Raw genomic sequence first — 13,357 nt, 5'->3', positions numbered from 1 at the left:
TTTGTAATTTCCTTGAGCTAATTATTTATTTAAAACCGCATTCATCGGATTTTTAGCTTTGTCTTCAATTGAATATCCTTGAGCAACAGCACCATCTTCTTCTAATTCTCTGTCAATCAATTTTTGAAGCGCTTCCTCTCTTTTTGCAGCATCTTTCCTTTCCTGCGCAACTTCCTCATCCTTTTTGGTTACACTAATAATGATCCCAAGTGCAAAACATGTCATCCAGATTGAACTTCCTCCACTACTGATCAGAGGCAATGTTTGTCCGGTAACGGGCAATAATTCTACTGCAACCGCCATATTCACCATTGCCTGAAATATCATGGGAAAACCCAAACCGACCACTACTAATTTTCCAAAAAGTGAATTGGCTTTACGCGATGCTATTACAAATCGAAATAATAACAATAAATACAATGCAAGAACTAATAAACCGCCTAAAAGTCCATACTCTTCTATGATTATCGCAAAAATAAAATCCGAGGATGATTGAGGCAAGAAGTTCTTTTGAACACTTTTCCCTGGTCCTAATCCATATATTTTCCCAGACGCTATGGCGATTTTAGCTTTTTCAATCTGATAATCATCTTCACCTGGTTTATCACTTGTGAAATTATCAATTCGACTAATCCAAGTATCAACCCGGTTAGGAAAAGCCTCGGGAAAAGTTTTTGCAACAAGAATAAAAAAGGTAAGAAAGACTATTCCTGAACCTACTACAATTCCAATATAACGCAATGGATATTTTCCTATGAAAACCAACATCAATACCATCGAAAAAATCAATGCTGTCGTCGAAAAGTTAGCTGGTAAAATAAATAGTAACGTAACAAAAACTGGCACCCAAAGTTCCCAAACGGATGACTTAAAATTAATAGGAACTTCTCTAGTTTTTGACAAATAACGCGCAACAAAAATAAACAAAACCATTGACGCCAATGTGGAAGTTTGAAACGTAACACCAATAAACGGCAATTGAATCCAGCGGCTGGCATTGGCACCCGCAATTACTGTTCCCTTTATCAATGTGTAGGCCAATAATACCCAAACAATATACAGCGCCCCTTTAGAAACTGCCTTAAAATAGTGATAAGGCAATTTATGCACCATAAAAATAATTCCAAAACCTATACAAATATGCACTATATGTTTTACCAAATAGCCCAATGTATTTCCGTTTCCTTGGCCGATGTAAGCCAAATTACTGCTCGCACTAAAAACAGGCATAAACGAAAACAAAGCTAATAAGGCCACGAAAGACCAAATCCCTTTATCCCCTTTTAAATTGTTTATTAGTTGTTTCATTTTTTATTTGTTTAAACTTTTTGTGTTTGATGTTTACAGTTTTTTAACCTAAAACTTTAAACTTCTAACATTTCTATAAATTCTTAATTGCCTGTTTGAATTGATTTCCTCTATCCTCATAGTTTTCGAATAAATCAAAACTAGCGCAAGCAGGCGATAATAAAACAGTATCTCCCTTTTCTGATAATCGCTGCGCCATTTTCACAGCATCATTCATGTTGGAAACTTCGATCATCATGTCTACCACATTTCCAAAAACATCGATAATTTTTTTATTATCTACACCAAGGCAAATAATCGCTTTCACTTTTTCACGAACTAATGACATCAGTTCGTTATAATCATTTCCTTTATCAACACCACCAACAATCCAAACCGTTGGCGTGTTCATACTGTCTAAAGCAAAAAAAGTAGCGTTGACATTTGTTGCTTTTGAGTCATTTATATATTGAACATTTTGAATTTTTAAAACTTTTTCAAGACGGTGTTCTACTCCTTGAAAATTAGAAAGACTCTCTCTGATCGTAGCCTTTCTTATTTGCATTAATTTTGCCACAGAGGTTGCTGCCATTGCGTTTTTTATATTATGTTTTCCTTCTAAAGCAATGTGTTCTGTATCCATTTTAAACTCTTCTTGATTAATCTTTATTTCCATTTTATTGTTTTTTATATATGCCCCTTCATTGAAAATTTTAGTCAATGAAAAAGGAATTAATTTTGCTTTTGTTGTGTGCGTCATGAACCATTCGTTTATGGCTTCATCATCCGCATCATATATGAGATAATCATCCTCCGTTTGATTCATCGTTATTCTAAACTTTGCATCAATATAATTCTCATATTTATAATCGTATCGATCCAAATGATCCGGACTGATATTTGTAATAATGGCAATGTGCGGCTTAAACTTTTTAATTCCATCCAATTGAAAACTGCTTAACTCCAGCACGTAGGAATCATATTTATTATCGGCTATTTGCCAAGCAAAACTCTTACCGATATTTCCTCCCAATCCTACATTTAAACCTGCTGATTTCAGCAAATGATGAGTGAGCATCGTAGTGGTCGTTTTTCCATTGCTTCCCGTGATCCCTATTATTACTGCATCAGTAAAAGGAGCTGCAAACTCAATTTCAGAAACAACCGAAATTCCTTTATTTAAAAGCTTTTGAACTATTGGAGATTTATCGGGAATACCCGGGCTTTTCATCACCACATCAGCATTCAAAATCAAATCATCCGTATGCTTTCCCTCTTCCCAAGCAATTCCATTAATGAGAAGAACTTCTTTGTAATTTCCTTTTATCTTTCCAAAATCAGACACGAAAACTTCATATCCTTTTTTCTTACCCAGAATAGCAGTCCCAACGCCACTTTCACCGCCCCCTAAAATTACTAGCCTCATATTATCTTAATTTTAAAGTAACAATTGACAATATGGCCAGCATAATAGCAACAATCCAAAACCGGGTTACGATTTTACTTTCGTGATATCCTTTTTTCTGATAATGATGGTGTAAAGGAGACATTAAAAATATTCTTCGGCCTTCGCCAAAGCGTTTCTTTGTATACTTGAAATAACTTACCTGAAGAACTACGGAGAAATTTTCGACAAGAAAAATACCACAAAATAACGGGATCAGCATTTCTTTTCGAACTGCAATTGCCAGAACCGCAATAATTCCACCGATCGTCAAACTTCCTGTATCTCCCATAAAAACCGATGCCGGGTACGAGTTATACCAAAGAAATCCAATCAATGACCCCACGAATGCGGCAATAAAAACAGTCATTTCCCCTGAATTAGGAATATACATAATATTCAGATAGTTCGAAAAAATGATATTTCCGGAAACGAATGTAAATATTCCTAAAGCAAGCACTGAAATAGCTGACGTTCCCGCAGCCAAACCGTCAATTCCATCTGTTAAATTAGCGCCGTTGGAAACCGCGGTAATGATGAAAATCACCACCGGAATAAAAATTAACCAAGCCCATTTTTCATATCCTTCACCTGTCCATGCCAACAATTCGGCATAGTCAAATTCATTATTTTTAAAGAAAGGAATTGTTGTCGCAGTAGATTTTTCCTCAATTGGCCCGGGCAAAATCACCGTTTCTGTTGGCGCTCTAAAAATATCTGATGTAGAGGTATCAGTGCGAACGGTTACAGCAGGACTAAAATAAAGGACTGCACCAACTATTAAACCTAAACCTACCTGTCCAAAAACTTTAAATATTCCTTTTAAACCCGCTTTATCTTTCTTGAAAATTTTAATATAATCATCTATAAAACCAATTGTTCCCATCCAAAGTGTGGTAACTATTAATAAAACTATATAAATATTCTGCAATTTTGAAAATAATACAACTGGAACCAATGTTGCAAATATGATAATTAACCCTCCCATCGTTGGCGTTCCTGCTTTTTCATTTTGTCCAGCTAAACCAAGCTCTCGTACAGTTTCTCCTACTTGCTGTCTTTGCAAAAAGCTAATTATTCTCTTTCCATAAATCGTGGACAGAAGTAGCGAGAGCAAAAATGCAAGTGCAGATCTGAATGTTATGTACTGAAATACGCCTGTTCCAGGTACATCTAATGTTTTGTCTAAATATTCAAATAAGTAATACAGCATATTTCTCTATTTATGGAGTTGATCTAATATCTCTTTAACTATTTTCATATCATCAAAATCATGGCGAATTCCATTTATCTCCTGATATGTTTCATGTCCTTTTCCTGCAATTAAGATAATATCATTTGGCTGAGCCAATTGACATGCCGTTTTTATAGCTTGTTTTCTATCAGTAATGGTCAACACTTTTTTATAATTCTGAGGAGCAACCCCTTGTTCCATCTCCGTAATAATTACTTCCGGATCTTCATTTCTTGGATTATCCGAAGTAAAAATTGCTTTATCACTCAAGTCCGATGCAATACCAGCCATAATTGGTCGCTTAGTTTTGTCTCTATTTCCTCCGCAACCTACAACTGTAATTAGTTGCTCATTTTTAGTACGGATATCATTAATTGTTTTCAGCACATTTTCCAAAGCATCCGGTGTGTGCGCATAATCCACAATTGCCGTAATATTTGAAGCCGAAACAATATATTGGAACCGCCCCGAAACACTTTCTAAATCAGATAACAATCGAAGTACCTCAAGACTTTCCATCCCCAATTCAATCGCAGTTCCATATATAGCCAATAAATTATAGGCGTTAAATGTTCCGATTAGTTTTACCCAAACTTCATTTCCGTTTATTTTCAACAACAGACCTGACAATTGATTTTCCAAAATTTGAGCCTTGTAATCGGCATACGATTTTAAAGCGTAAGTCAATTTTTTGGCCGCAGTATTCTGCAACATTACCGTTCCATTTTTATCATCAATATTGGTCAATGCAAAGGCTGTTTTAGGCAAATGATCAAAGAATAATTTTTTTACATCTCTGTATTCTGCAAAAGTTGGATGATAATCCAAATGGTCGTGAGACAAATTGGTGAAAATTCCACCTACGAAATGCAATGCTTCCGTTCTTTTTTGGTGAATTCCATGCGAACTCACTTCCATAAAACAGTATTCAACACCGTTTTCGACCATTTCTTTCAGATAATGATTTATTGTAATCGAATCTGGCGTCGTATGTGTCGCTTTGTATTCTATTTCGTCAACTAATATTTTAACTGTCGAAAGCAATCCTACTTTAAAACCTGCTTTTTTAAACAATTGGTACAATAAAGAAGCAATTGTAGTTTTACCGTTTGTTCCTGTTATTCCAACCAATTTCAAGTTTTGTGAAGGATTTCCGAAATAATTTGCAGCCATAAATGCTAAGGCCGAATTCGTATCTTTCACCTGAACATAAGTAATTCCTTTGGCAATATTTTCAGGAAATGTGTCGCATACAATAGCAACTGCTCCCAGCTGAATTGCTTTTTCAATAAAATCATGACCATCTGAAATGGAACCACGAATAGCCACAAAAACATCATTTGACTCGATTTTTCTAGAATCAAAATCCATTTTGTTTACAGCAATATCCGTCGAACCTTTTACAGCTTCGATAGCTACTTTGTATAATATGTCTTTTAGTATACTCATGATAATTCCAATAGTATCGTTCTATTTTTTTCTAAAACTTGTCCCGCTTCTAACGACTGTTTTTTAACTTTTCCAATTCCTATTACCTTTACTTTGATACCCAAATTCCCTAATAAAGCTACAGCATCCATACCTGACATCCCTTTTAGATTTGGAATTAACTTTTGGTTCTTATTTGATTTAACAAAATAGGAATCGTAATTGCTTTCTTGTTTAGGAATTTTCTTGTCTAAGTTTTTAATCTCATTTGTCGATGGTGCATCAGTAAAAATCTTCTGAGCGATCCTCTTAAAAACTGGCCCTGCCACATCCGCACCATAATAATTATTCAGCGCTGTACTTGGTTTATGCACGACAACTATACAAGAATACATTGGTTTGTCTGCCGGGAAATAACCCACAAAAGAGGAAGCATAATATTTTCCTGCTCCTCCTGCCTTTCCGTAATTCACCTGTGCCGTTCCTGTTTTTCCCGCCATTGAAAAATCTTTAGAATATAATTTTGAACCTGTTCCCTTTTTTACAACATTTGCCAGAACTGCTCTTAATTTTGCAATAGTTTGTGGGGAACAAATTCTCGGATTCAAAACTTCTTTTTCGTATTTTTTGATGGTTCTGTTCCATTCTTTTATTTCAGAAACAAATTGAGGTTTAACCATTTCACCATTATTGGCAACTGCATTATAAAAAGCTAAAGTTTGCATAGGAGTGATAGAAACGCCATATCCAAAAGCCATCCACGGAAGCGAAATATTTGACCAATTTTTATCACTTGGCTGCGGAATATAAGGTCTTCCTTCGCCTTTAATCGATAGTCCTAATGGTTTATTTAATCCGAAATTGTTAAGATGGTTTACAAATTTTAAAGGCTCATCTTTATACGCATCATATACCGCCTGAACCATAACTGTATTTGAAGAAACTTCAAAGCCTCGCGCCAAAGAAATTTTTCCGTAACCACCTTCATGTGAATCGCGCACTTTTTTCCCGGAATACACCACGATTCCCCCTTTACTGTCGTAAACAGTACTGGTATCCGCTTTTTTATCCTCTAGCAGCGCCATTAAATCTGCTAATTTATAAGTAGAACCCGGCTCGTGTGATTCGGCTACCGCATAGTTAGTAGTTTCATAATAGGTTCCGTCTTTAGCTCTCCCCAGATTTGAAATTGCTTTTACATGACCCGTTTTAGTTTCCATAACCACCACACAACCATGTTCAGCCTGATACAATTCCAATTGTTTTAGCAAAGCGTGATGTGCTATATCCTGGACATAAACATCAATTGTCGATATGACATCATAGCCATCTTGAGGATCTACCTCATTAACGTCACGGATGGGTTTCCACTGTCCTTTTGCTATTTTTTGTTTTAAAATCTTACCGTCTTTTCCATTCAGATATTTTCTAAAAGCCCATTCAATTCCTTTTCCCTCGAGTGATTCACCATTTGAAGTTCGCTCGTAACCTACAGTGCGCTCGGCAATTTTCCCTATCGGATGTTCTCTTACGGTTTCCTGTTCAATTATAATTCCTCCTTTGTAAGCCCCCAAATTAAACAATGGAAACCCTTTGATTTTAAAATACTGCGTGTAGCTCAAATTACGGGCTAACAAATAATACCTGTTTTTATTCGCTCTCGCTTTTCGAAGTTCGTTTTCAAAAAAGCTGGCAGGCTTTCCTAAAACTGTAGATAAAGAATCGGATAATGACTTTACATTTTTTTCGAAGGATTCTGCCTTTGGAGCCAAAGCATCAAAACGTATTTCATAATTCGGAATTGATGTGGCCAAAAGGCTTCCATCCGCAGAATAAATATTTCCTTTATTGGCAGGAATCACAAAATTTCTAACTGTTCTTTCTTTGGCTAATTTTCTGTAATAATCACCTTCAACCCACTGAATATTTGTCAACTTAACAGCAATCGCAATGGCCATCAAAAAGATGAAAAAAGCTACCAGATAAATTCTGTAGGATATGTATTTATCTTCTACTGCCATATTTTTTGTAAAAAGTTTTTCTCTTTTTCTTCTTTTTTAACCTTTATTTTTACTGGAGGAACTGTCGAGGGGAAAATTTCTTTTTCGATCATTTTCTCAGAAACAGTGGATTCCATCTTCAATTTCATTAACTCTGAACGTCTGTCAACAAATTCTGAGCGCAATTCCTTAACTTTATTTGTCAGCTCAGCGATCATGAATACTTTTTGTTCAAATCGCTGGGTATTTGCAATCATAACAATAGCCAAAAGAATTATAAAAACGATGAAACGCCAGTTCTTCACAGCGTCATCATTTATCAGAAACTTCGCTTTTAATAGGCTGTAAACTCCGTTTTTCATTTGTCTTCTCCCCGGGCCTATCCAAAGGATAGGCGGCCGAGATGTTAAAAGTTAGTATTTGTTTTCCCTTGATAAAAACTCCAATACGGAGAGATAGGGTAGAAATTATTTCTTTTCAGCAATTCTTAATTTCGCACTTCTGGCTCTATTGTTTTCTTTTATTTCAGCGGCATCCGGAACAATTAATTTTCCAATAGTTTTAAATGGCACAGAAAAATTTCCAAAAAAGTCTCGTTCAGGTTCCCCTTCAAACATTCCGTTTTTGACAAACCTTTTTACTAACCTGTCCTCTAATGAGTGGTACGAAATAACACTAAGTCTTCCGCCCGGATTTAATATTTCTAACGACTGTTCCAAAAACTCTTTCAAAACATCCATTTCCTGATTTACTTCAATTCGGATCGCCTGATAGATTTGCGCCAAAATTTTATTTTTAACTCTTTCAGGTAAATAACGCGCCAAAACCTCTTTCAAGTCATCTGTTGTTTTTATGGTCTGCTGCTCTCGGGCCTCTATAATTGTTCTAGCTAAAGCAGGTGCATTTTTCAATTCACCATAATCCAAAAACACTCTTTTTAAATTCGTCTCATCATATTCATTCACTACTCGATATGCATTCAAATCGTTTTTCTGGCTCATTCGCATATCCAGTCCAGCATCAAAACGAGTAGAAAAACCTCTTTCCGGAACATCAAACTGATGGGACGAAACTCCTAAATCGGCTAAAATCCCGTCCACATTTTTTACCCCATAAAAACGTAAAAACCGTTTTATAAAACGGAAATTTTCATTAATCAGCGTAAATCTTTCGTCTTGCAGCGTATTCGCTAATGCGTCTTCATCCTGATCAAAAGCAAATAACTTTCCGTTTGGCCCAAGCCGTTTCAAAATCTCTTTTGAATGACCGCCTCCGCCGAAAGTTACATCTACATAAATGCCGTCAGGCTTTATATTTAAACCATTTACTGATGCCTGAAGCAAAACCGGATTATGATATTCCATTGTCGTCGTCATTTATGTTTCCCATTACTTCTTCGGCTAAATCTGCAAAATCTACATCTTCACCGCTTATTGATTTTTCGTATAAATCTTTATCCCAAATCTCAACAATATTTACAGCTGAAGAGAACACTACCTCTTTTGAAATTTTGGCAAAAACCACTAAATCTTTTGGCACTAATAATCGTCCCAAAGCATCAATTTCAACCACTTTTACTCCAGCAGTAAACCTGCGGATAAAGTCATTGTTTTTCTTCACGAATCGATTTAGTTTATTGATTCGCTGCATCATCAAATCCCATTCCTGCATCGGATATAATTCCAGACACGGCTGAAAAACGGAACGCTTCAAAACGAATCCGTTTTGAAGTGAAGTCGCCAGCTGCTTTTTTAAAGGGGCTGGCATAAGTAGCCTTCCTTTAGCATCGACTTTACATTCGTATGTTCCAACTATTGTCTCCAAACAAAATTTATTAAATGGTGTAGAGCAAAAATATAAAAAAAACTACCACAATTTACCACTATATACCACTTTGTTAATAAGTTTAACCACTTTTGACCTAAAACCCCTAATTTATGGACATTCAGAACTTTAGCTAACTTTTCCTTTATTTGTAAGAAAGGTAATGTTATAAGAAAAAGAGCGTAAAATACGTGTGATTTTAAGTTTTAAAAACTAACAATAAAACAAATAAAAGAAATGATATCTGCCATTTAAACCTTGATAAAAAAAAGCACCTTACAACATCTTTTAGCATATTTTACAATTAAAAAATGTTGTAAAAATTCATTTTTAATTGTAAAATCCTATATTTGTCAAAATTGAAAATCCGGATTTATAAAAAATGGAAAAACACTATAAAAAAGAAGGTAGATACAGCTATTACGAGGCAGGCGAAGGGACTCCAATTGTCATCTTACATGGACTTATGGGAGGACTTAGCAACTTTGACGCGGTTGCCAGTTACTTTTCTACTAAAGGGTATAAAATAATTATTCCAGATTTACCAATTTACACCCAGAATATTTTAAAAACGAATGTAAAAAGTTTTGCGAAATATGTTAAGGATTTCATCACTTTCAAAGGCTTAGACCGCGTTATACTTTTAGGAAATTCTTTAGGTGGACATATTGCTTTATACCATACTAAAATGTATCCTGAAAAAGTAGCCGGACTGGTAATTACGGGAAGTTCTGGTCTTTACGAAAGCGCGATGGGTGATAGTTACCCAAAAAGAGGTGATTATGAATATATTAGAAAAAAAGCGGAAGACGTATTTTACGACCCAAAAATAGCTACAAAAGAACTGATTGATGAAGTTTACGAATCCGTAAACGATAGAATAAAGTTGATCAAAACATTGACAATAGCCAAAAGTGCTATCCGTCATAATATGGCAAAAGATTTGCCGAAAATGCATGTTCAAACCTGCATTATTTGGGGGAAAAACGACAAAGTTACACCTCCGGATGTTGCCGAAGAGTTTCATAAATTATTACCCAATTCTACTCTATACTGGATTGACAAATGTGGCCATGCGGCCATGATGGAACGTCCAGACGAATTTAATCATTTGTTAGAAGACTGGTTAACCCATACGCATTTAGCCGTAAATCAGACTTAAAAAGAGAATTTTACACTTAGAAAAAATGAAAATTAATACCGCCGAATTTGTTATCAGCAACTCCGATGTAACCAAATGTCCCAAAGATTTTTTGCCGGAATACGCTTTTATAGGCCGATCAAACGTTGGGAAATCTTCCTTGATAAACATGCTGACCAATCATAAAAAGTTAGCTAAAACTTCGGGAAGACCCGGAAAAACACAATTGATAAACCATTTTCTTATTAACAATAATTGGTTCTTAGTCGATTTACCAGGATATGGATATGCCAAAGTTTCCAAAAAAACGAAATCTATTTTCCAGGAATTCATTACTGATTATTTCGAAACCAGAGAACAATTAGTGTGTGCATTTGTTTTGATTGACATTCGTCATGAGGCACAAACTATAGATATTGAATTCATGTCCTACATGGGCGAAAGCGAAATTCCATTTTGTATTGTTTTCACCAAAGCAGATAAGATAAGTAAAGTAAAAATCGATTCGCATATTGCGGCTTACAAAAAGAAAATGTTTGCAAACAATTGGGCCGAAATGCCGCATTATTTTGTAACCTCAGCGACAGAATCAACTGGGAAAGAAGAATTACTTTCCTATATCGATGAAGTAAATCAAGAAGTTTTCAAGAATAACAATCAGTTTTAGAACTTCATTATTAAAGCATAAAAATCCCAAAACTTAAAAATTTAAGTTTTGGGATTTTTTTTAGAACAGAATCTATTTTATTTTGTTAATTCTAATTTCTCCGCAAAATAGTCACAGAAATCTTTCATTGTATCGGCCATTTTTTCGTCATCTGTAGCACGTTTGAAAGTTTCGGACATTGCCACTAAAGTCTGGTGAAAGAAAATTTTCATTTCATCAACCGGCATATCTTTCGTCCATAAATCTATACGCATACTTTCTTTGGCCTTACTGTCCCAGATCGACAGCATAATTGCTTTTGCCTCCTCCTGTTCTACTCCGCCGTCTTTGGCAGACCACATTAATTTTTCCGGCACACGATTTTCATCTAACTCAATTAGAAACTTAATTTCTGATGTATTTTTATTTGACATTACTTTTTGGGTTTGTATTTTGATTTCACAAATATTTCTTTTGCACTTGTCTTCAGCAAGTCAGCAATAGGAACTTCATTATTTTTCATGTAGGAACGCACCATTTGCCATCCAATCCAGGCTCCAACTTGTCCCGGGGATTCATTATCAATTTCCAAATAAAATTTAGAAAACGGCGCCGGATTTATAAATCGAGGAATTAATTTTTGATCAGTGCTGTAAAGCATTTCTTTTTCAATTAAATAACGCCACATATAACTTTCATTTTCCTGACACCATACTATTTGTTCAGGCGTATATCCCATTTTTTCGGCATCAGTATATTCCGGTAAAAGTAAATCCTTTAAATACAATTGCTTTCCGTGATAAATCATTTGGTTCAGTAAATCTTTCTCTAAAACAGGAGGGATTTTTCGTGCCGCAAAACTCGAAACTACATCTGGGGCAATTTGTCTTTGCTCAAAATTTTGTTTTAAGTAATCAGGAAACTGATAAAACTTATGCCCTTTTCCTAAATAAAGTTCCAGCGAAATAATCACTAAACTATCTGCATAAATAGCTTTATTATTGTAATCCATTTCAGAGATTATGGTAATTACTTTTGGCGTTTTTGTTTGCGGAAAATAATATTTTATATGTTTAAAAAGCGTCTCTAATTCCAATTTGAAAGGTTCAAAATCAGCATATTTTTTTTGAACTTCCGTGTATAATTCTCTCCAGATTGGATCTTGCATTTTATTTAACCAAACGCTATTATCGTTACCTGCAGGAAAAAAAAACGGGAATTCCTTTTTTACTTTTTCTAAATCCTTTGGAGGCGTTTCAAAAAATATTTTATCAAATCGCTCCACTTTTAATTCCAAAGGAATCGCTGTAACGGCACTTTCAACTTTAGTTTTCTTATCACAAGAAAAAATAACGAGACATAAGACTACAAGAAACAGATATTTTTTCATATATATTAATTAAATTTGTTTCCAAAGAATCCTAGGAAACGAATGCATGACGAAATGATTTTGCAAATATACATTCCTGCTTTTTAAAACGTAAACTATTATGACTAAAAAAAGTGCAATCCAAGTTGAAAAAGTAAATACTCAAATTGTAAACTGGTTAAAAACATATGCTGAAAATGCAAAAGTAAATGGATTTGTAATAGGTATTTCCGGTGGAGTAGATTCGGCAGTGACCTCAACATTATGTGCACAAACAGGATTAAAGGTTTTATGTGTTGAAATGCCTATTCATCAAGCACCAAGTCACGTAACCCGAGGACGCAAACATATTGAACAACTAAAACAAAGATTTCCTAACGTTTCCAACACTGAAGCTGATTTAACCGGTGTTTTTGAGACGTTTAAAAAAGCAGTTCCTGATGATTCAGATACAGCCACAGTCCAACTTTCACTTGCAAATACCAGAGCAAGATTAAGAATGACCACACTTTACTACTTTGCAGGAATCCATGGTTTACTAGTTGCAGGAACAGGTAATAAAGTAGAGGATTTTGGCGTAGGTTTTTATACAAAATATGGTGACGGCGGAGTAGATTTAAGTCCAATCGCTGATTTAATGAAATCAGAAGTTTATCTATTAGGCCGTTATTTGAAAATTCCGGAGTCTATTTTAAACGCTTCTCCAACAGACGGATTATTTGGTGACGACAGAACTGATGAAGATCAATTAGGTGCCAGTTATGATGAATTAGAATGGGCAATGCTTGAAAATGAAGCTGGAAAGTCAGCTGAAGACTATTTTGGACGGGAAAAAATTGTTTTCGAAATTTATAAACGATTAAACACTATTAATCAACATAAAATGCTAGCAATTCCAGTATGTTTTATCACAAAATGATAAAGAAGTAATATTTTATATTGATTTACAATTAATTACAGAATTTATTTATTAATTTTACATTT

The 13,357-nt window shown here is 35.0% G+C and carries 13 protein-coding genes; 3 read left to right on the top strand and 10 right to left on the bottom strand.

Annotated elements, in window-relative coordinates; genetic code table 11:
- Positions 1-21 precede the first annotated feature (21 nt).
- The 8 genes from E0F89_RS03555 to mraZ form a co-directional block, all read right to left on the bottom strand.
- Positions 22-1,308 (bottom strand): FtsW/RodA/SpoVE family cell cycle protein, encoded by a 1,287-nt coding sequence (locus tag E0F89_RS03555; RefSeq protein ID WP_131908470.1) that lies wholly within the window; start codon positions 1,306-1,308, stop codon positions 22-24.
- Positions 1,309-1,381: 73 nt separating this feature from the next.
- Entirely contained in the window at positions 1,382-2,713 is a 1,332-nt protein-coding gene (gene murD, locus E0F89_RS03550; RefSeq protein WP_131908469.1) for a UDP-N-acetylmuramoyl-L-alanine--D-glutamate ligase, read from the bottom strand.
- Between the two features lies 1 nt (position 2,714).
- Entirely contained in the window at positions 2,715-3,944 is a 1,230-nt protein-coding gene (gene mraY / locus E0F89_RS03545; RefSeq protein WP_131908468.1) for a phospho-N-acetylmuramoyl-pentapeptide-transferase, read from the bottom strand.
- 6 nt (positions 3,945-3,950) lie between these two features.
- Positions 3,951-5,414 (bottom strand): UDP-N-acetylmuramoyl-L-alanyl-D-glutamate--2,6-diaminopimelate ligase, encoded by a 1,464-nt coding sequence (locus E0F89_RS03540; RefSeq protein ID WP_131908467.1) that lies wholly within the window; start codon positions 5,412-5,414, stop codon positions 3,951-3,953.
- The gene (locus E0F89_RS03535) at positions 5,411-7,414 is read right to left on the bottom strand and encodes a penicillin-binding protein (protein WP_131908466.1); all 2,004 of its coding nucleotides are present in this window, start codon (positions 7,412-7,414) and stop codon (positions 5,411-5,413) included. Before E0F89_RS03535 ends, E0F89_RS03540 begins: the two co-directional genes overlap by 4 nt.
- Positions 7,405-7,755 (bottom strand): FtsL-like putative cell division protein, encoded by a 351-nt coding sequence (locus E0F89_RS03530; protein ID WP_131908465.1) that lies wholly within the window; start codon positions 7,753-7,755, stop codon positions 7,405-7,407. Before E0F89_RS03530 ends, E0F89_RS03535 begins: the two co-directional genes overlap by 10 nt.
- Before the next feature lie 105 nt (positions 7,756-7,860).
- Entirely contained in the window at positions 7,861-8,769 is a 909-nt protein-coding gene (gene rsmH / locus E0F89_RS03525; RefSeq protein ID WP_207915771.1) for a 16S rRNA (cytosine(1402)-N(4))-methyltransferase RsmH, read from the bottom strand.
- Positions 8,744-9,217 carry a division/cell wall cluster transcriptional repressor MraZ gene (gene mraZ, locus E0F89_RS03520; RefSeq protein ID WP_131908463.1) on the bottom strand — a complete coding sequence of 158 codons (474 nt, stop codon included), beginning with the start codon at positions 9,215-9,217 and terminating at the stop codon, positions 8,744-8,746. The genes rsmH and mraZ overlap by 26 nt, the downstream gene beginning before the upstream one ends.
- Positions 9,218-9,599: 382 nt before the next feature.
- Between mraZ and E0F89_RS03515 the strand changes: the two genes are divergently transcribed.
- Both E0F89_RS03515 and yihA read left to right on the top strand, forming a co-directional pair.
- The gene (locus E0F89_RS03515) at positions 9,600-10,379 is read left to right on the top strand and encodes an alpha/beta fold hydrolase (RefSeq protein ID WP_131908462.1); all 780 of its coding nucleotides are present in this window, start codon (positions 9,600-9,602) and stop codon (positions 10,377-10,379) included.
- Positions 10,380-10,404: 25 nt separating this feature from the next.
- Entirely contained in the window at positions 10,405-11,025 is a 621-nt protein-coding gene (yihA, locus tag E0F89_RS03510) for a ribosome biogenesis GTP-binding protein YihA/YsxC (RefSeq protein WP_131908461.1), read from the top strand.
- Positions 11,026-11,102: 77 nt separating this feature from the next.
- Here yihA and gldC read toward each other — a convergent pair whose 3' ends face one another.
- Entirely contained in the window at positions 11,103-11,438 is a 336-nt protein-coding gene (gldC, locus tag E0F89_RS03505) for a gliding motility protein GldC (protein ID WP_091165314.1), read from the bottom strand.
- Positions 11,438-12,394, bottom strand: a complete 957-nt coding sequence (gldB, locus tag E0F89_RS03500) for a gliding motility lipoprotein GldB (RefSeq protein ID WP_131908460.1) — start codon at positions 12,392-12,394, stop codon at positions 11,438-11,440. Before gldB ends, gldC begins: the two co-directional genes overlap by 1 nt.
- A gap of 100 nt (positions 12,395-12,494) precedes the next feature.
- Here gldB and nadE point away from each other — a divergent pair, with 100 nt between their 5' ends.
- Entirely contained in the window at positions 12,495-13,292 is a 798-nt protein-coding gene (gene nadE, locus E0F89_RS03495) for an NAD(+) synthase (protein WP_131908459.1), read from the top strand.
- Positions 13,293-13,357 lie beyond the last annotated feature (65 nt).

Source organism: Flavobacterium caseinilyticum (genome assembly GCF_004349085.1).
GTDB lineage: Bacteria > Bacteroidota > Bacteroidia > Flavobacteriales > Flavobacteriaceae > Flavobacterium > Flavobacterium caseinilyticum.
Note: the sequence above shows the minus strand (reverse complement) of the source record. Positions and strands in the feature narration are given on the sequence as shown.